The sequence below is a fragment of the Pseudomonas sp. PAMC 26793 genome (genome assembly GCF_000313235.1).
Classification (GTDB): Bacteria; Pseudomonadota; Gammaproteobacteria; order Pseudomonadales; family Pseudomonadaceae; genus Aquipseudomonas; species Aquipseudomonas yamanorum.
In genome coordinates, this window is record NZ_AMXG01000010.1 from 119092 (window position 1) to 138899 (window position 19808).

Here is a 19808-nt window from a genome sequence, read left to right on the forward strand (position 1 = left end):
CTCAACACTCCTTCAGGCCGCTGGATTTATGCAGCATCCAGTCGACGACAAAATTCACGCTGACGGTGATCAACGCCACCGCCAGGGCCGGCAGCAATGGGCTGATGTCGCCGAAGGTAATCAGCACCGCGTTGTCGCGGACCATGCTGCCCCAATCGGCGGTGGGCGGTTGAATGCCCAGGCCAAGGAACGACAGCGCGCTGATAAACAAAAACACGAAGCAAAAGCGCAGGCCGAATTCGGCAATCAGCGGCGCGGCGGCATTGGGCAGCACTTCGCGGGTGACCAGCCACCACAGCCCTTCCCCGCGCAAGCGCGCGGCTTCAACAAAATCCTGCACCACCACGGTCATCGCCACAGCCCGGGAAAGGCGAAACACCCGGGTCGAGTCCAGCAGTGCAATCACCAGCACCAGGGAGGTGGCATTGGTGCCCACCACGCTGAGGATCAGCAAGGCGAAGATCAGTTGCGGGATCGCCATCAGGATGTCCACCACCCGCGACAACCCCTGATCGACCCAGCCGCCCTTGATCGCCGCAATCAAGCCGCTCAAGCCACCCAGTAAAAACGCCAGCACCGTCGTCAAAAAAGCGATGCCCAGGGTGTTGCGCGCGCCATACACCAGGCGGCTGAACATATCCCGCCCGAGGTTATCGGTGCCCAGCAGGAACTGGCCGCTCCAGGGCGCAAACCCGTCACCCACCACCTGGGTTTCCCCGTAAGGTGCGAGCACCGGCGCAAATAACGCCACCAGCACGTGCAGCACGATAACCAGCAGGCCGAACTTCGCGCTCAATGGCGCCCTGGCCAGTTGTGTGAGAAGGCTCATGGTCTACCCCTTGGGATGCATCAGGCGTGGGTTAGTGGCGATGGACAGCACATCGGCGCCGGTGTTGAGCAGGATGTAGGTGGCAGCAAAGATCAGGCTGCACGCCTGCACCACCGGGATATCGCGCTTGGACACCGAGTCCACCAGCAACTGGCCAAGGCCCGGATAGACAAACACCACTTCGACCACCACCACGCCCACCACCAGGTAAGCGAGGTTGAGCGCGATCACATTGACGATCGGCGCCAGGGCATTGGGCAACGCGTGGCGCCAGATAATCCGCGACTGGCTGATGCCCTTGAGCCGGGCCATTTCGATATACGGGCTGGCCAGCAGGTTGATCAGCGAGGCGCGGGTCATGCGCATCATCTGCGCAATCACCACCAGGCTCAGGGTGGCCACCGGCAGCACCGAGCGTTCGAGGATGGTGCCGAATGAGGCGTCCGGCGCCAGGTTGGACAGGCTGGGAAACCAGCCGAGCTTGACCGAAAACACCAGGATCAGCAGGTAGGCGACGAAGAACTCCGGGAACGACACCGCGCTCAGGGCCGAGGTGTTGAGCAGGCGGTCGAACCAACTGTTGCGGTACAGCGCGGCAAGCATGCCCAGCACCAGTGCCAGGGGCACCGAAACCAGCGCGGCCAATGCCGCCAGGCGCAGGGTGTTGCCCAGGCGTGCGCCGATCAGTTCGGCGATGGGCCGCTGGTTGGCCAGGGACGCGCCGAGGTCGCCGTGCAGCAGGCGCAGCAGCCATTGCACGAAGCGGCTCAGGGGCGGCAGGTCCAGTCCCAGTTGGGCGCGAAACGCGGCGATGGTTTCCGGCGTGGCGGACTGGCCGAGCATGGCCTGGGCGATATCACCGGGGAGCATGCCGACCGCCAGGAAGATGATCACCGAGACGGCGAACAACGACAGCAGGCCAAGGGCGAGGCGTTGGAGTACCAGTTTGAATAGGCTATTCATGTTCGGTTCTCATGAGTTGGGCATGTTCTCGAAGGCGACACAGGACCAATGTGGGAGCGGGCTTGCTCGCGAAAGCGGTGTGTCAGCCAATACAGATAGAGACTGATCCACCGCATTCGCGAGCAAGCCCGCTCCCACATTTGATTTGTGGCGTTTCTGAAATCTTCACGCCTGCCACCAGCGCTCGATCAGCCGCAACCCATCCAGTTCCCCATACGGCGCCGTCAGCGGTCCATGGCTGATGCGGTTCGAGCGGGCCGCCACGGAGCTGGCGAACAACGGCACAATCGCCCCGCCGTCGTCCCGGCACAGGCTCTGCATTTCGTTGTACATCTCCTGGCGCAGCGGCGCGTTCATCTCGCCCCGCGCCGCGTTGAGCAACTGATTGAAGCGCGGGTTATCCCAATGGGTTTCGTTCCACGCCGCGCCTTTGGCGTAGCCGATGCTGAACATGCGGTCGGCGGTCAGGCTGCTGTACCAGAACGAGGTGGTGAACGGCTGCTTCATCCAGATGTTGGAGAAGTACCCATCCGCCGGCTCGCGCACCACGTCGATATCAATCCCGGCCTGACGCGCCTGTTCCTTGAACAGTACCGAGGCGTCCACTGCGCCGGTGTAGGCGGCATCGGAAGCTTGCAGGCGCACCTTCAGCGACTCGACGCCGGCCTTGCGCAGGTAGAACCGCGACTTGTCCGGATCGTAGGTACGCTGCTCGAGGGCAGCGTTGATAAAGCGGCTGCCGGGTTGGATCGGATGGTCGTTGCCCACCAGGCCATAGCCATGCAGCACCGAGGCCAGCAGGGTTTCGCGGTTGATCCCATGCTTCATCGCCAGGCGAATGTCGTTGTTCTTGAACTCGTTGCTGTCGCACAGCATCGGGAAGGTGTAGTGCTGGGCGCCCTTGGTTTCTTCGATGACCAGCGTGGGATTGCGCTTGAGCAGGGCCACGGTTTTCAGGTCGACCTTGTTGATCACGTCCACTTGCCCGGTGACCAGCGCGTTGACTCGCGCCGCGCCGTCGGCAATCGCCAACAGCTCGGCGCTGGCGAAGTGCGCCCTGCCCGGCTTCCAGTAATCCGGGTTGCGCTCCAGGTCCATGCGAACGCCGGGCTCGAAACTTTTCAGGCGATAGCCGCTGGTGCCGATCCCGGCCTGCCAGTCGGCGGCACCGTCCTTGGCGGGCATGATCACCAGGTGGTAATCGGCGACCACATAGGCGAAATCGGCATTGCCCGAATGCAGTTCGAACACCACCGCATCGCTGCCCTTGGCGCTGACACTGGCCACATCGCCGATTACCGTTTTGGCCGCCGACGTGGAGTTGGCTGCCAGGTGATGGTTGATCGAGGCCACCACATCGTCAGCGGTCAGGCTTTTGCCGTTATGGAAGGTCACGCCCTGGCGCAGCTTGAAGGTCCAGATGCGCGCGTCGGGCGTCGACTCAAAGCTCTCGGCCAATTCGGGGATGGCGCTGCCGTCCACCGCGATTTCCGTGAGGGTGTTGTACACCGCCGAAAAGCCGACGAAGGTGAAGGTGTCGACCCAGGATCCCGGGTCGCGGGAGTCGGTGGTGCTGCCGCCGGCCAATCCCATGCGCAGCACGCCGCCGGGCTTGGGCGTGGCCTCTTCGGCGAAGGCCGGCAGCGGCAGGCCCATGGAAAACGCGGCGGCCACGGCACCGGCTACGGCGCTGTGTTTGAGGAAATCCCGTCGGTGCATCGCTTGAGTCATTTTGTTGTTGTTTTCGCTCATGGTGTTGCTCCTCTAAAGGTTCACACAGGCATGCTTCAACTCGATCAAGGTCACGCCGTTGCGCTTGAAACCGTTACGCAAATCCGTCTGCAGCTCATCCAGGTTCTGCGGCTCGCTGACCGTGCAGCCGAACGCCCGCGCCAGGGCGGCGAAGTCCGGGTTGCGCGGCAGTACGCCGATGGGTTCGATGTCCAGGTTCAGCATGTCGTCGCGAATCTGCCCCAGGGCGTCGTTGTTCCACAGCAACACCACCAGCGGGCTGTCCAGTTCTTCCACCGCTGTGGCCAGTTCCTGGGCGGTGTAGAGAAAGCCGCCGTCGCCCACCAGCACCAGGCCGGGCCGCTCCGGCGCGCCGAACTTGGCGCCGATACCGGCCGGCAGGCCGTAGCCCAAGGTGCCGTAGCCGGTGGGATGCAGCCAACTGCGGGTGGCATTGCTGGGGAAGGTGTAGTTACCGGTGTAGGCCAGTTGGGTCATGTCACTGCTGATGAAGGCATTGGTGGGCAACTCGGCGGCGACGCGGTCGAGAATCGCCTGGTGAATCCGTTGCAACGGACCATGGCCGCTGCTGACTGCCTGGCGTAACGTCGCGACCGCAGCGGTGGCGGCATCCGCGTTGCGCGGCGTGGCTGGCAAGCGTTCCAGCAAAGCCAGCGTCGTTTGCCGGGCATCACCGTGCAACGCGACAGCGCAAGGATAGAAATCGTTGAACTTGCGCGGGTCGATATCCACTCGCAGCAGCTCGCCGTTAATCGGCAGGCGCTCACGCCAAAAATCCGTATCGGCCATTTCGGTGCCGATGGCCAACACCACATCCGCCTCGGCGATCAGCTGCCAGCCGGGCTCGATGCACAAGGTCGAACCGGCGTTCAACGGATGCTCCACCGGCAACAACCCCTTACCGGCGACACTGCTGAAAAACGGCGCCGCCAGTTGTGTGCTCAAGCGCTGCAAGGCCTCGGCCGCCAACAGTGCGCCGCCACCGGCAATGATCATCGGACGCTTGGCCGCCGCCAGTTTTGCCACGGCCTGATCGAGGCTTTCAGCCGATGGCAGACCTCGCCCGGGACGGCGCACCACGTCATTGCTCCAGTCGCGCTTGATCGGCGCTGACAGCACATCCAGCGGCACCGAAATATGCACCGGCCGTGGTCGCTCACTGTCGAACACCGCGTAGGCCCGCGCGATCAATTCCGGCAAATCCTCGGCACTCAACGCCACTGCCGAAAACGCGGTGATGGGCGCGGTCATCGCCCGTTGGTCCTGGGTTTCATGCAGGCAACCCCACCCCTTGCCGAGGCTGGCGGTGTGGTTGACGCTGGAAATCACCAGCAGCGGAATCGAGTCGGCATACGCCTGGCCGATCGCCGTGGCGGCGTTGGTCACCCCCGGCCCGGTGATGATGAAACACACGCCTGGCTTACCGCTGACCCGCGCATAACCGTCGGCCATAAAGCCGGCGCCCTGCTCGTGACGAGTCAGCACATGCCGAACGCCACTGCCGGGCAAGCCGCGATACAGCTCCAGCGTGTGCACGCCGGGAATCCCGAATACGGTGTCGACGCCATAGTTGGCCAGCAATCGCACCAGGGCCTGGCCGCCCGTCAAGGTTTTGCTTTGCATCGTCATCTCCTTCACACCTGGGCGAGACGGATCAATGCATCGACCGCCGTGGCGCCCCGGGCATTGACCAGCAATGGGTTTACATCGAGTTCCAGCAACTGCCCGGCGTTGGCGCAGGCGTAGTCGGCCACCGCACGAATCGCCGCCACCAGCGCCTCCATGTCGGCCACTTCCCGCCCGCGAAAGCCTTGCAGCAATGCCGCGCTGCGCAGGCTGAGCAAGGCATTGCGGATCGCATCGTCGGTGGTCGGCAGCAGCAGGCTGCGACTGTCCTTGAGCAACTCCACGAGGATTCCACCCGCACCGATCACCAGTGCCAGGCCGAAATCGTTTTCGCGCTTGATGCCCACAATCAGCTCGGCCAACGGCGGCGTGGCCATGGATTCCAACAGCAGGTGATCGAAAGGTACACCCGGCGCGTAGGCAGCAATCCGCTCACGCATATGGGCCAGGGCGGCGGTCAAGGCGAAGCCGTCCTGCAGGTTGAGCGCCACGGCTCCCGCTTCGGTTTTATGCGGTAGATCGGCACTGACGGCCTTGAGTACCAGCGGGTAGCCCAGCACTTTGGCATCGGCGATAGCCCGCGCTGGCGTACTCAAGACACCGGCCGGCGTGGTCAGGCCGAAGGCCCGCAACGCCTGCTTGGAGTCCCACTCGTTCAGCGATTGTCCAAGTGCTTCAAGCGCTTGTGGGCACAGCGGCACCAGTATCGACTCACCCCGCGCCAACAACGCCCGGCGATTGTTTTGATAGTCGGCAATCCGGCCCCAGGCCGCCAGCGCATCTTCTACGCCCTGCAACGCCGCAACACCTTGCGCATGCAGGCGCTCGCGAGCGTGAGCCGGCAACAATTCGGGGAATGCCGAGGTGACAAAGCCGGTCTTGCCGTGGCGAGTCAGCGCACTGCAAAACAGCTCCAGCAGCAGGTCGCATTCCTTGCGCTCACCGGTAAATTCCGCCGGGTAGTCGAGCACCAGCATCGCCGCATCCGCGTCGGTGCGCAGTGCGGTATCGAGCATGGTATTAAGGGCTTCGCTGTTGCCCCAGATGGCCGTGGTGAAATCCAGCGGGTTGACCAGGTTGGCGTAGCTCGGCAGTACCTGCGCCAGTTCCGAACGCTGGCCTTCATCGAGTTTGGGCAGGCTTAAATCGTTGCGCTCGGCGTAGTCGGCAATCAACCCGGCATCGCCACCGGAACAGGCCAGGGCAATCAGGCTGTTGCCCGCCGGCAAGTTACCGCAGGCCGCCGCTTTCAGGGTCTCGACAAAACTCACCGGGCCGCTGACCCGGATCACCCCCAGGCGCGCAAACAGGCTGTCATACAGCGCATCAGAACCCGACAACGAACTGGTATGACTCAAGGCCAACTCGGCGCCGATCTGCGACACGCCGGTTTTCAGGGCGATGATCGGAATGCCTTTTTCCAGGGCCTTATGGGCCGCACGGGCGAACCCCGGCACATTCTTCAAGCCTTCCAGGTGCAAGCCGATGGCCGTCACGCGTGGCTCGTCGAGCAGCACATCCATCAACTCGGCAACCCCCAATTGTGCCTGGTTGCCCACCGACGCCATATAGGCCACCGGCAGCGAACGGTCGCTCATGGACAGGTTGTAGGCGAAGTTGCCGCTCTGGGTCAGCACCGCAACGCCCTTCTCTACCGGCTTGCCGCCATGGGCCACCGGCCACAGTGCCGAGCTGTGCAAGTAATCCAGCAGGCCATAGCAATTGGGACCCAGCAGCGCCATCTCGCCCGCCGCTTCGAGCAGTTGTTGCTGCAAGGCCTGGCCCTCGGCGCCGGTTTCGGCAAACCCGGAGGCATAGCAGATGGCACCGCCGGTGCCGATGGCCGCCAGTTCGGCGACACAGGTCAGGGTCAGCTCGCGGTTGGTGGCAATAAACACCGCGTCCGGGCCGCACGGCAAGTCGGCCACGCGGCGTACGCAGGGAATGCCATCGAGGCTGTCATGCTGCGGGTTGACCAGCCACATCTGGCCGGCAAAACCACCTTCGGCGCAGCGCTTGAGGGCACGGGCCATGCTGCGCCCGCCGACGAATGCCAGGTGACGGGGCGCCAGCAGGCGCTTGAGATTGTCGCGAATAGCCTGGGACATAAGCGTTCTCCGACCCGATCAGCGCAACAGCGGCCGCAACAGTTCGCGGGCAATGATGTGGCGCTGGATTTCCGAAGTGCCTTCCCAGATCCGTTCGATCCGCGCGTTGCGCCAGATGCGCTCCACCGGCCCTTCGTCCATCAAGCCCATGCCGCCGTAAATCTGCACGGCCTCGTCGGCGACCTTGCCCAGCACTTCGCTGGCAAACAGCTTGGCCATGCCGGCCTCGCCGTCGGTCATGGTGCCCTGGTCCATTTTCCAGGCGGTGTTCAGGGTCAGCAGTTCGGCCGCGCGGATTTGCGTGGCCATGTCGGCGAGCTTGAACGAGATGCCTTGATAGGTGCCGATGGGCTGGCCGAACTGCTTGCGATCCGCCGCCCATTGCAGGGACACGTCCAACGCACGCTGGGCCTGGCCGACGCAATTGGCAGCCACCATCACCCGGCCTGCAGTCAGCCAGGCGTTGGCGACCTCCCAGCCTTTGCCGACTTCGCCGAGGACTTTTGAGGCCGGCACGCGACAGTCGTCGAAGAACATTTCATAGGTGTGGTAGCCACGGTTGCTGACGCACTTGGGGCCTCGGCGAATGGTCATGCCCGGCGTGCCACGGTCCACCAGGAACGAGGTCACGGCGTTGCGCTGGCGACCGTTGTGTTCGTAGGTGTCGGTGACGGCAAACACGATGGCAAAATCCGCGTGGCCGGCGTGGCTGATGAAGTGCTTGCTGCCGTTGAGTACAAAGTCATCGCCGCTGCGCACAGCACGGGTCTTGATCGCGTTGGCGTCGGAACCGGCACCCGGTTCGGTGAGCGCAAAGCAATCGATCTTCTTGCCCTGCACGCATGGCAACAGGTACTCGCCAATCTGCGCGCCGGTACAGGCCATGAGGATTTTCGAGGGCCGGGCGACAAACACATGCAGCGCCCAGGACACCTTCGACAACTCCCGCTCGATCAACGCCTGGGACAGATAATCCAGGCCGCCACCGCCGACCTCTTCCGGCATGTTGAAGGCATAGAACCCGGCGGCAATCGCCTTGTCCCGGATCTGCGCGGCGAGCTCCGGCGAGACTTCATCGGCGCGGTCCACCGCCTCCTCGTGGGGCAACAATTCCTTGGCAACAAAACTGCGTACCGCGTCCACCAACATGTCTTGTTCTTGGCTGGGCTGGAAATTCATGGCGCTACCTGTCGATCGTTCGAGGGGTGTTTTGAGGAGAAGTCAGTTGCCGGAGAAATGGGGGGGACGCTTTTCCATCGAGGCACGCAGGGCTTCAGCACCGTCGGCGCTGCGACCGCAGAGCAAGCCGGCGGCGAGTTCGGCCTGGAGCTGCTCGGGCAGGCTGCGCCCGGCGCCTTCGCGGATCAGGGTTTTGGTCTGGGCGAAGGCGAAGGTCGGGCCGCTGGCCAGGCGTGTGGCCAGGTCGGTAACGTGGGCGTGCAGTTGCTCATCGGCGACCACTTCGCCCACCAGGCCGGCGGCCAGGGCGCGGTCGGCACTCCACAACTCATCGAGGAACAACAGGCGCTTGGCCTGTTCACTGCCGATCAGGCGCGGCAGATGCCAGCTGGCACCGGCGTCCGGCGCGTAGGCCATGCTGGTGTAGCCGGCCTTGAAGCGGGCCGATTGCGCGGCTACACGCAGGTCGCAGCACAGGGTCAGGTCCATGCCGGCGCCGACGGCCGTGCCGTTGATGGCGGCGAGTGTGGGTTTGTCGAGGGTGTGCAGGCGGGTCATCAGGGCGTGGGCGGTTTCGGTCCAGCCATAGGTTTCGAGGGCGCCACGGGCTTCGGCCTCGGCCCATTCAGCCAGGTCAGCACCGGCGCAGAAGCTGCGACCACTGCCGGTCAGCACCACCACACGTACGGCCGGGTCACTGTTGAAACCGTCCAGCACCCCATGCAGGTGCTTGAGGGTCGGGATGTCCAGGGCGTTGCGCTGGGCGCCGCGATTAAGGGTGATCCAGGCAACGCCTGCTTGCACTTGAGTGAGCACGGACGGAACGGTGGTCATGGAATCCTCGAATTATTTTAATTGGCTTGAGGGGTGCGACATGGGGCGATACTAAACGAGTGTTCAGTAAGGAGGCAATCGGGTAACGGCAAATATTTTTCGAGGGGAAAATGCCGGCCCGGACATTGCGTCCAGGCGGCGCGGAATCGTCAGTTCAGGGTTTGATCTGGAAGCGCATGCGGCCGCCAGACTGCAAGCCATCGACCCAGGCTTCGCAGATCTGGATGCCCTGCTCCGGGGTGAAGGTGCCGGGGTTGAGCCCCGATTCCAGCCACAAACCGTCGAGCAAGGCGCTCAAGGCGATGGCCGCCAGGTCGGCGTCGAACTGCTTCCAACCCTCCTCCTCGGCCATGTCCACCAAGGCCGAGCGCATGATGGTGCGGTACTCACCATAGGAATGTTCGTGGGCCTGGTTGATCGCCGGGGCCGTCTTCACCGCGCCCCAGAACACCAGCCAGGCATCCAGCAGTTGCGGGTCCAGCAACTCGGGGGAAAACGAGCCGCGAAAGAACGCCGACAGGCGCTCCCGCGGGCTGGGCGGCGCCTTGGCCATGGCGTCACGCAGCAAGTCCATCACCTGCCGGGTGATAGACCGATAGGCCTCGGCCACCAGTTCATCCTTGCCCGAATAGTGATGACTGATCAGCCCCACCGAAACCCCGGCCTCGGCGCTGATCTTGCGGATCGACGCGCCCTGGAAGCCGTCGCGCTTGAGGCAGGCCAACGTCGCCTGCACCAGATTGGCCTTGCGCAACTCCGGTTCCATGCGGGAGAAACGGGATTCCTGGGTCATGAGGCGGTGTCCTTGGGTTGAGTCGGCTGGACGACTCTACCTCACTCCCGGAACCCCGGCGACACCCGATCCAGTAACCGCAGCAATGCCGCCCATGCCAGCTGCATGGCGTCCGGGTCTGCCAGCTCGCCCTCTTCCAGTGGCCGGCCTGGCTCATTGAACTGCCGCTCGGTGTATTCGCACACATCGGCAGGTGGCAGGATCAGCTTGCCGCACGCCTGGGCGGCGATCTGGATATCGCAGGCCTTCTCCAGGTAGTACATGCGCAGGAACGCCTGGCTGACCGTCTCCCCCACCGTCAACAAACCATGGTTGCGCAGCATCAACACCGGCTTGTCACCGAGGTCACGCACCAGTCGCTGCTGCTCGTCCATGTCCAGCGCCACGCCTTCGTAGTCGTGATAGGCGACCTTGCCGTAGAACTCCATGGAAATCTGGTTCACCGGCAACAGCCCGCACTCCAGTGCCGCCACCGCACAACCGGCGCGGGTGTGGGTGTGCAGCACGCACTGGGCGTCTTCGCGGGCGCCGTGAATCGCGCTGTGAATCACAAACCCCGCCGGGTTGACGCCATGGGCCGAAGCCTCGACCGCACGCCCGTCCAGGCCGATTTTCACCAGGCTGGACGCGGTGATCTCCTCGAACATCAGCCCATAGGGGTTGATCAAAAAGTGGTTTTCAGGCCCGGGGATGCGCACTGAGATATGGGTGAAGATCAGGTCGCTCATGTGAAAGTGCGCGATCAGCCGGTAGCAGGCAGCAAGCTCTTCACGCAGCTGTCGTTCGGTGGCCCCAGGCATTTTTATTCTCCAGGCGGGTGGTTGATGTGGCTGACGCTAATCCAGTCGCCAGTAAAAAAACAAGTTGATTTTTTACTGAGGCTGACCTCCTATAGAAAAATAATAACAACAGCGCCTGGAGTATCCGCACCATGTCGCCCCATGCCTTTCCGTATCTTTTTGAACCGTTGACGCTGCGCGGCAAACGCCTGAAAAACCGCATCATGTCCAGTGGGCACGACACCTCGATGCCCACCGACAACCGGGTCAACGAGCAGTTGATCGCCTACCACCGGGCACGTGCCGAAGGCGGTGTCGGGCTGATTGTGTTGCAGGTAGCCGGGGTGCATGACAGCGCCCGCTACACCTCCCATGTGCTGATGGCCACCGATGACAGCTGCATCGACGGCTACCGCCAACTGGCCGAGACCTGCCATGCCCACGGCACCGTGGTGCTGTCGCAGATTTTTCATCCGGGGCGGGAAATCATGGAATCGGCCGATGGCTTGCTGGCGGTGGCTTACTCGGCGTCAGGGGTGCCCAACGAGCGGTTCCGGGTGATGCCGCGCGCCCTTGACCAGTCGATGATTGACGAGATTGTGGCCGGCTACGGTGCGGCGGCGAGGCGCCTGCATCAGGCGGGGATTGACGGCGTGGAAGTGGTCGCCAGCCATGGGTATCTGCCGGCGCAATTTCTTAATCCACGGGTAAATCGCCGCACCGATGGCTACAACGGCAAGCTTGAACAACGCTTGCGTTTCCTGCGGGAAATCATCGCCGTAGTACGGGCTGAAACCGACGAACAGTTCATCATCGGCCTGCGCATTTCCGCGGATGAGCGCGACCCCGAAGGCCTGACGGAAGAGGACTCCCTGGCGGCCGTGCAACAGCTGCAATCACAGCTGGATTATGTGCACATCGTCGCCGGCACCTCGGCCTCCCTCGGCGGCGCGATCCATATCGTGCCGCCCATGGCCATTGCCCCGGCGTACCTGGCGACAGAAGCCGCAACGTTCAAGGCCAGCCTGTCGATTCCATTGTTCGTCACCGGGCGCATCAACCAGCCCCAGGAGGCCGAGCTGATGCTGCAGCGCGGCCAGGCCGATGTGTGCGGCATGACCCGCGCGCTGATCTGCGACCCGCGAATGCCGGCCAAAACCTCAAGCGGCCAGGCCGAGGATGTACGGGCGTGCATCGCCTGCAATCAGGCCTGCATCGGCCACTTCCACAAAGGCTTGCCGATCTCCTGCATCCAGCATCCCGAGACCGGCCGCGAATTGCAGTTTGGCCAGTTGCAACCGGCATTGCGACGCAAGCGGATGATGGTCGCCGGCGGTGGCCCGGCAGGGATGAAAGCCGCGGCCGTGGCGGCGCAACGCGGGCATGAGGTGACCTTGTATGAAGCCAGCGCTCAACTGGGCGGCCAGGTGCTTCTCGCACAGTTACTGCCACGGCGCAGCGAGTTCGGCGGCGCCAGTACCAACCTGCAGCGCGAGATGGAACTGGCCGGGGTTCGCGTGGTGCGCAATACCCGCGTCGACCGTGCCTTGGTGGAGCGCGAACAACCCGAGCTGGTGATCATTGCCACCGGCGCCGAGCCCTACTGGCCGGCCTTCGAACGCGGCGGCGAATTACAGGTGGTGGACGCCTGGCAAGTGCTGCGCGACGAGGTCCCGTTGGGCCGTTCGGTGGTGGTGGTGGACTGGCGTTGCGACTGGATCGGCCCGGGCATTGCCGAGCGCCTCACCCGCGCCGGCCATCAGGTGCATCTGGCAGTAAACGGCACCCATTGCGGGGAAAACCTGCCGTTGTACGTGCGTGACCAACTGGCCGGTGAACTGCACCGGCTGGGCATTCCCATCATCCCTTACGCTCGTTTGTACGGCTGCGACGACACCACCGTCTACCTGCAGCACACCGCCAGTGGCGAGCCGATGCTGCTGGAAAATATCGACACCCTGGTGTTGTGCCAGGGTCACCAGCCGGTGGACACTCTGGGCGCAGAACTGGAAGGCCTGGTGGCGTTCAGGCGCATCGGCGATTGCCTGGCGCCGCGTACCGCCGAAGAGGCGATTTATGAAGGATTGAAGGTAGCGTGGGACATTTGAACGACCAACCGCCACAGCTGTTTCTCGGCACCCGCATCCGTGGCTTGCGCAAGGCCCGGGGCATGACGCTTACCGAATTGGCGCAGATGAGCGAATTGACGGCCGGCTATATCAGCCAACTGGAACGCAACCTCGCCTACCCGTCGATCCCGGCCCTGTTCAACATCGCCCGCAGCCTGGGGGTGACGATCCAGTGGTTTTTTGCCAGCGAGACCACGCCGGCAGCGGAGGATGAAGGTTTTGTGGTGCGCAGGAACAATCGCCAGAGCATTCACTATGAGGACGGGATCGTCGACCAGTTGCTGACGCCCCTGCCCAATCATCAATTGGAGATGCTGCACTCGCGCTTTCCACCGGGCACCTACAGCCAGCAGAGCTATAGCCATGAGGGTGAAGAGGCGGGTTATGTGTTGAGCGGAACGTTTGAGTTATGGGTGGGCGAGCGGCATTTTCAGCTGGCTGAAGGGGACAGTTTCAGCTTCTCCAGCAGCGAGCCCCATCGGTACGGCAACCCCGGAAAGGTGGATGCGGTGGTGATTTGGGTGATTACGCCGCCGACGTTTTAGACCGTTGGTGTGAATGGAGACGTTTCCTACGGGAACTGGCGACGCCGGCACACCGCCCATCAATGGCGGGCCTCAAGCTCGCTTGCTATAAAAACGACTATATCTTTTCGAGGTCGTCGCCATGTTTGGATTGTATTCGTTGTCTGCCGGTAAGCCGACTCAGGATGACTTGGATACGGTGGCAGCCATCAAGTCAAAAAGGACCATGAGGATTGAGGGAGAATGGGGCATTTCAGTCTCCGCCGAAGAGGTCATGGAGTCCGAGGCCTACAAGGAAGCGATTCGCCAAGTCCGCAAAATGGAGGCCAATGATTCCTGGGCCTGCTGATCATTTTTCCGTTACTGGTCAGCGGTTATCTGGTGTGTATCAAGCATCCTTATTACTACTGCCGGCTGCACCGTTTTGAAGGGCAGTTACTCTATCTGAATGTTGCGCGACTGGGGCTGGTTTGCCTGGTCGTCGCCAGCCTGGCAAGCGCGTTGCCTCGGGTTTCAGTGCACACAAAAACGCAACACTGAACTGCACCGATTGTGATGGCCGCGTCACACCGAGGTTTATATAGTCGTCCCTACTGCAACCCGCCATGAGCCAGCCGGCCCATCACAAGGAAGCGTTCGATGACTGACCTGCATACCCTTACAGCCGCCGAACTGCTGGCGCAATTCGCCAGCCGGCAACTCGCGCCCATCGACTACTACGACCAGCTCCTGGCCCATATCGACCGCTGGGAGCCGCAGATCAACGCGCTCTATGCCTTCGACCCGCAACAGGTACGCCAGCAGGCCCAGGCCTCCACCGAGCGCTGGAACAAGGGCCAGCCCAACGGTTCCCTCGACGGCGTACCGGTGACCCTCAAGGAATTGATCGCCACTGAAGGTGTGCCTATCCCCCTCGGCAGCGCCGCCACCCGCCTGACCCCGGCCCTCAGGGACGCACCGCCCGCAGCCCGTATGCGTGAAGCAGGCGCGATTATCCTGGCCAAGACCACCAACCCGGATTTCGGCATGCTGTCTTCCGGCCTGTCGAGCTTCCACGGCATCACCCGCAATCCGTGGAATACCGCCAACAACACTGGCGGTTCCAGCTCCGGTGCCGCCGCTGCGGCCGCCGCCGGTTACGGCCCACTGCACGTGGGCACCGACATCGGTGGTTCGGTGCGCCTGCCCGCTGCCTGGTGTGGCCTGGTGGGATTCAAGCCAACCCTGGGGCGCATTCCCATCGACCCGTATTACACCGGCCGCGCCGCCGGGCCCATGACCCGCACCGTCGACGACTGCGTGCTGCTGATGCAACACCTGGCCCGCCCCGATGCCCGCGACGCCACCAGCCTGCCGCCACTCGCCACCCAGTGGAGCAACCAACCGTTGTCGGTCAAGGGCCTGCGGGTCGGCCTGATGCTCGAGCCTGGCGTGGGCATGCAGCCTGAAGGCTTCGTGTGTGAAGCGGTGGAACACGCCGCACGGCTGTTCGAAGCCCATGGCGCCAAGGTCACGCTGATCCCGCCGATCATGGACCGGGCACAACTCGACGGCCTCGATCATTTCTGGCGCGCCCGGCAGTGGGGCGACTTGTCCGCGTTGAGCAGCGAGCAGTTCGACAAGGTCTTGCCGTATATCCGCGACTGGGCCGCGCCAGGCGCCGAGATCAGTGGCGTACAGGCCGTTAAAGGCTTCAACCAGACCTTCGAGATGCGCCGCCGCGCCGCGCAGGTGTTCACCGAACTCGACCTGGTGCTCTCCCCCACCAACCAAGTCAACGCCTTCCCCGCTGAGTGGCCTTCACCCAGCAACGACCCGCAACGGCCGTTCGAACACATCGTGTTCACGGTGCCCTGGAACATGGGCGAACAACCGGCGCTGTCGATCAACTGCGGTTTCGCCGCCGATGGCATGCCCATCGGCTTGCAGATGATCGCCCCGCGTTTCGCCGATCAATGGCTGCTGCAAATCGCTAAAACCTACGAGAGCTGGCGTGGCGCAATCCACCACTGGCCGAATCCTTCCTGACTTTGACGCTGTAATAACTGCCCACCCACACGCCAGCTCCGGGCCTACACGGCCGGGAGCTTGGACGACCTATAACTAAAATCGAGGGGCTGGTATGCACACTGAGCAATTGACACGATCCGATCCTGATCACGCACCCGAAACACTGCCCCCGGACGCCGGCAAAAAGAGCATTTTTGCCGTGGTCCTGGGTAACGCCGTGGAGTTTTTCGACTTTGGTGTGTACGCAACCTTTGCGGTGATGATCGGCCACACGTTTTTCCCGTCCGACAGCGCCTTCGTCAGCTTGATGCTGTCGGTCACCGCGTTCGGTATCGGCTTTATCGTCAGGCCCCTGGGCGCGGTGCTGATCGGCGCCTACGCCGACCGCGTCGGGCGCAAACCGGCGATGCTGTTGACCCTGGTGATGATGGCCGTGGGCACCGGCAGCATCGCGATATTGCCCGGCTACGAGACCATCGGCATCGCGGCGCCGATCCTGCTGGTGCTCACCCGCATGATCCAGGGCCTGGCCTGGGGCGGTGAAGCCGGCCCCGCCACCACCTACATCCTCGAAGCGGCGCCGCCCCACAAACGCGGGACGTACGCCTGCTGGCAAGTGGTTGCCCAGGGCGTCGCGGCCATGGTGGCCGGGCTGGTAGGGTTCACCCTGACCAAAGTCATGTCCCCGGAAGACCTCAACAGCTGGGGCTGGCGTGTACCCTTTGTGTTCGGCCTGCTGGTATTGCCGATCGGCATCTACATCCGCCGCAACCTCGCCGAAACCTTCCACGGCCACGGCGAAAAGACCAGCACCGGCGACCTGGTGCGGGAAGTCTGCGGCAAGCACCGACGGGCCTTGGTACTGGGGTTGCTGATCCTTTCCGGCAGCACCATCACCCAGTACTTCCTCAACTACATGACCACCTTCGCCCTCACCGAGCTGAAGCTGCCCACCAGCATCTCCATGCTCTCGACCCTGGTGGCCGGCGCCGCCATGGCCGTGTGCGCGGTGGCCGGCGGCATGCTCTGCGACCGCTTCGGGCGCCGGGTGATCCTGATGACACCGCGGGTGGTGTTGCTGCTGATCCTGTTCCCGGCCCTGCAACTGATGACCGAACACCCCAGCCCGGCGACCTTCCTGCTGACCCTCGCGGTACTCTCGGGCCTGCACGGCATGAGCGGCGCGGCGTTGATCGTGCTGCTGGTGGAAAGCTTCCCGAAATCCGTGCGTTCCACCGGTTTCTCCATCGTCTACGCCTTCGGTGTGGCGGCGTTTGGCGGCACCGCGCAGATCATCATTACCTGGCTGATCGGCACCACCGGCGATCCAATGTCACCGGTCTGGTACCTGCTGATCGCCAACCTGGTGTGCCTCACCGCCGCCTGGTTCGCCAAGGAAACCCGCCCGTCGCTGCCCGGCAGCCCGGCCCGCGAAACCCGGCTCACAGAAGCTTCGGTTCGCTGAATACCTTTTCCCACTGTCCCGCGTCTTTTCGCCACTGACCGGCAGCGCCCGAGGGTCTGCCGGGACGGTCGCCTTACGTCTGATTTGTATGGGGATTTACCATGTATTCACGTCTTTTACTGGCCGTCACCCTGGCGTCCAGCACCCAGGCTTTCGCCCAAGAGAACGCTCAAGCCAGTGCACCAGGCTTCCTCGAAGGCAGCACCCTGGACCTTAACCTGCGCCACTACTATTCCAACCAGCACACCAAGCGCACTACCCACCTGAGCATCAAGAAACCCGGCGGCATCGAGCCCACCCGTGTACGGGAAACCTGGGTGCAGACCAGCATGCTCAAGTACAGCTCCGGCTACACCCAGGGCCTGATTGGCGTGGGCGTGGATGCGGGAATCTTCAGCGCGGTCAACCTGGAACGCGGCCATGGCAAGGTGGCCAATGGCGGCGACCGGGTGCTGGTAGACGGCGATGGCGATGCGATTCCCACCTGGAGCCGCCTGGGTGTGGGCGACGTGCGTTTGCGCCTGTCCAGCACCGAGATCAAGGCCGGCAGACTGATGACTGACAACCCGATCCTGCGCTACAAGGACAACCGCGCCCTGCCCTCCAGCTTCCAGGGCGTGGGCCTGTTCAGCAACGAATTCGACTGGCTGTCGGTGCAGGGCGGCAGCTTCGAGCGGGCGATTCCGCGCACCGGCACCGGTGCCGAAAAGCTCACCACCACCTTTGGCAACCGTGCCTACAGCGGCCCGCGCATCAGCTACCTGGGGGCCACGGTCAAACCGGGTTACGGGCTGGAAGCCAGCGTCTACGCCTCACGCTTCGAAGACATGTGGGACCAGACCTACGTCGGCCTGACTCACCGCATCGGCGACAAAAGCGAAATCGCCTTGAAGACCGCCTTCAACTACTACCACACCAGTGACTCGGGCGACAAAAACCTCGGCTACATCGACAACAACGCCGCCAGCCTGGCCTTCACCGCCACGCACCTGGCCCACAGCCTGACCCTGGCCTGGCAGCAGGTATTCGGCAACGAATACTTCGACTACGTGTGGGAGTCCACCGGCAACTACATGGCCAACTCGCTGTACTCGGACTACAACGGTCCCAACGAAAAGTCCTGGCAGTTGCGCTATGACCTGGACTTCGCCGCCTACGGTGTGCCCGGCCTCACCGCCAGCCTGTGGCACGCCAAGGGTTGGAACATCGACGGCACCCATTACGACGGCGACCGCAACGGCCACAACACCGGCTACAACGTGCGCAGCCTGGATGGCGCCAAGCACAACGAAAACGGCTTGATGGTGGCCTACGTGATCCAGTCCGGAACACTCAAGAACACCGTACTGCGCACCATCGTCTACAACCACCGCGCCAGCGGCGGGCAGATTGACGGCAGCTACGACGAGTTCCGCCTGGTCGCCAATGTGCCGATCAACCTCTTCTGAGGCTCAGGCTCAGTTCAGCGAACAACGCTGCATCGCCCCCGCCAGCATTTCCTGGCACTTGAGCACCGCCACCGAACGGGGGCGGTTGCGATAGACGCACAAGTCGATGCGGATGCGCCCGAGGTCTTCATCGGCGATCGGCACGGCGACCAGGCCGTCGCCCAAGTCCCGCACGTCTGCCTCGACCTGGGGCAAAATCAGCACCGCTGCCCGTTGTCGGGCCAGGCTCTTCTGCACTTCCAGGGAGCTGGTGGTGAACACCGGTTCGAGGGTGACCCCGCGTTTTTTCGCAGCCACTTCCAGGGCCTGACGCACGCCGTAGGCCGAGTCGGGAATCGCCAGGGGCTGGCCTTCCAGTTCGCTCAATTCGATGCTTTCGCGTTGGGCGAAGGGGTGTTCGGCGCTGACCAGCACCCGGTGCCACAGCTGGCAATGGGCAGTGACTTCGACGTCGGCGCGTTCTTGCAGGTAGAACGCCAGGCCCAGGTCTGCCTCGCCGCTGCACAGGGCGTCGAGGGTGGCCGATGCACTGGCGATTACGATGTTGAAGGTGACCTTGGGATGGGCGCGGTAGAAGGTGGCGAGTACCGGGGCGAGTACGGTGGACACGATACTTTCTGACACATGGATGCTGATGTTACCGGCCACCTGGCTTTGCCGACTGGCAATGACTTCGCGCACCTGGTCGAGGCCGCGCAGGGTTGAGGTGACTTGTTCGGCCAGGCATTCGCCCTCGGCGGTGAGGCGGATGCCGCGGGGGCCGCGTTCAATCAGGGCGGCGCCGAAGAAGTGTTCCAGGTGTTCGATCTGACGGCTGACGGCGGTTGGGGTGACGTATAGACGTTCGGCTGCCTTACGCAGGGAGGCGCAGCGGGCGACCTCGTGGAAATATCGCAAGGCGCGTAGTTGCATGGGGGTTGCTCCTTTTTTTGGGGTTGGGGTTTGGGGGGGGGTACGCAATTACTGCGCCATGCATGTGTACATATCCGTTTCTTCGGTCACGGCGGCTTATGGTTCCGCTCTTACAGCGGCTCACTTTGGAAAAGCCGGAATGCCGGCCCGGCCCAAAGTAAGCAAAGGGCTCTGCCCCGCCTGTCGGCGCCTCGCTGTGGCTCGGCGTTCCCTCACTCCGCCACCGCGAAGCGGGCCGCCGCGACGGGCCATCCTTGGCCCGGCGCGGCTAAACCGGCGTCCTGCCGGTTTACCCGCTCCGCAATACCTGCGTTCGGCCTCGGGCTTATTGGGGCAGTCAGATCAAGATCAAAAGCAAGAGCACAGCGGCCTACCGGCCGGCTTGAGTGTTGAAAAGCAAAAGCAAAAACCAGAGCGAAAGCAGAGCTGCTTTTCTGTGGGAGCGGGCTTGCTCGCG

At 63.2% G+C, this 19808-nt stretch carries 16 protein-coding genes; 6 read left to right on the forward strand and 10 right to left on the reverse strand.

Annotation, left to right across the window (positions count from 1 at the left end; all coding sequences use genetic code 11):
* Position 1 precedes the first annotated feature (1 nt).
* The 9 genes from D109_RS1000000133570 to D109_RS0102060 all read right to left on the reverse strand — a co-directional run bounded on the left by D109_RS1000000133570 (position 2) and on the right by D109_RS0102060 (position 10884).
* The gene (locus D109_RS1000000133570) at positions 2–829 is read right to left on the reverse strand and encodes an ABC transporter permease (RefSeq protein ID WP_026077725.1); all 828 of its coding nucleotides are present in this window, start codon (positions 827–829) and stop codon (positions 2–4) included.
* A gap of 3 nt (positions 830–832) precedes the next feature.
* Positions 833–1792: an ABC transporter permease gene (locus tag D109_RS1000000133575; RefSeq protein WP_017475430.1), complete on the reverse strand. Its 960-nt coding sequence runs from the start codon at positions 1790–1792 to the stop codon at positions 833–835.
* 165 nt (positions 1793–1957) lie between these two features.
* Positions 1958–3544 (reverse strand): ABC transporter substrate-binding protein, encoded by a 1587-nt coding sequence (locus D109_RS0102030; protein ID WP_017475431.1) that lies wholly within the window; start codon positions 3542–3544, stop codon positions 1958–1960.
* A 12-nt stretch (positions 3545–3556) separates the two neighbouring features.
* Positions 3557–5167 carry a 5-guanidino-2-oxopentanoate decarboxylase gene (locus tag D109_RS0102035; RefSeq protein ID WP_017475432.1) on the reverse strand — a complete coding sequence of 537 codons (1611 nt, stop codon included), beginning with the start codon at positions 5165–5167 and terminating at the stop codon, positions 3557–3559.
* 11 nt (positions 5168–5178) lie between these two features.
* Positions 5179–7278: an acetate--CoA ligase family protein gene (locus D109_RS0102040; protein WP_017475433.1), complete on the reverse strand. Its 2100-nt coding sequence runs from the start codon at positions 7276–7278 to the stop codon at positions 5179–5181.
* 18 nt (positions 7279–7296) lie between these two features.
* Complete coding sequence (locus tag D109_RS0102045; RefSeq protein ID WP_017475434.1) at positions 7297–8457, reverse strand: acyl-CoA dehydrogenase family protein; 1161 nt, start codon at positions 8455–8457, stop codon at positions 7297–7299.
* A gap of 42 nt (positions 8458–8499) precedes the next feature.
* Entirely contained in the window at positions 8500–9291 is a 792-nt protein-coding gene (locus tag D109_RS0102050) for an enoyl-CoA hydratase/isomerase family protein (protein ID WP_017475435.1), read from the reverse strand.
* A gap of 154 nt (positions 9292–9445) precedes the next feature.
* Positions 9446–10084 (reverse strand): TetR family transcriptional regulator C-terminal domain-containing protein, encoded by a 639-nt coding sequence (locus tag D109_RS0102055; protein WP_017475436.1) that lies wholly within the window; start codon positions 10082–10084, stop codon positions 9446–9448.
* A gap of 41 nt (positions 10085–10125) precedes the next feature.
* Entirely contained in the window at positions 10126–10884 is a 759-nt protein-coding gene (locus tag D109_RS0102060; RefSeq protein ID WP_017475437.1) for a class II aldolase/adducin family protein, read from the reverse strand.
* Between the two features lie 131 nt (positions 10885–11015).
* On the opposite strand from D109_RS0102060, the gene D109_RS0102065 reads away from it, so the two are divergent.
* The 6 genes from D109_RS0102065 to D109_RS0102090 all read left to right on the forward strand — a co-directional run bounded on the left by D109_RS0102065 (position 11016) and on the right by D109_RS0102090 (position 18439).
* The gene (locus D109_RS0102065) at positions 11016–12971 is read left to right on the forward strand and encodes an FAD-dependent oxidoreductase (RefSeq protein ID WP_017475438.1); all 1956 of its coding nucleotides are present in this window, start codon (positions 11016–11018) and stop codon (positions 12969–12971) included.
* The gene (locus tag D109_RS0102070) at positions 12947–13537 is read left to right on the forward strand and encodes a helix-turn-helix domain-containing protein (protein WP_177025998.1); all 591 of its coding nucleotides are present in this window, start codon (positions 12947–12949) and stop codon (positions 13535–13537) included. Before D109_RS0102065 ends, D109_RS0102070 begins: the two co-directional genes overlap by 25 nt.
* 121 nt (positions 13538–13658) lie before the next feature.
* Positions 13659–13865: a hypothetical protein gene (locus D109_RS0102075; RefSeq protein WP_017475440.1), complete on the forward strand. Its 207-nt coding sequence runs from the start codon at positions 13659–13661 to the stop codon at positions 13863–13865.
* A 290-nt stretch (positions 13866–14155) separates the two neighbouring features.
* A complete protein-coding gene (locus D109_RS0102080; RefSeq protein WP_017475441.1) occupies positions 14156–15544 on the forward strand; it encodes an amidase in 1389 nt (462 codons plus the stop codon).
* Between the two features lie 94 nt (positions 15545–15638).
* Entirely contained in the window at positions 15639–16991 is a 1353-nt protein-coding gene (locus tag D109_RS0102085; protein WP_017475442.1) for a citrate-proton symporter, read from the forward strand.
* A 101-nt stretch (positions 16992–17092) separates the two neighbouring features.
* On the forward strand, positions 17093–18439 hold the full coding sequence (locus D109_RS0102090) for an OprD family outer membrane porin (RefSeq protein ID WP_017475443.1): 1347 nt from the start codon (positions 17093–17095) through the stop codon (positions 18437–18439).
* 9 nt (positions 18440–18448) lie between these two features.
* Here the strand turns inward: D109_RS0102090 and D109_RS0102095 are convergent, their stop codons facing one another.
* Positions 18449–19351 carry a LysR family transcriptional regulator gene (locus tag D109_RS0102095; protein ID WP_017475444.1) on the reverse strand — a complete coding sequence of 301 codons (903 nt, stop codon included), beginning with the start codon at positions 19349–19351 and terminating at the stop codon, positions 18449–18451.
* Positions 19352–19808 lie beyond the last annotated feature (457 nt).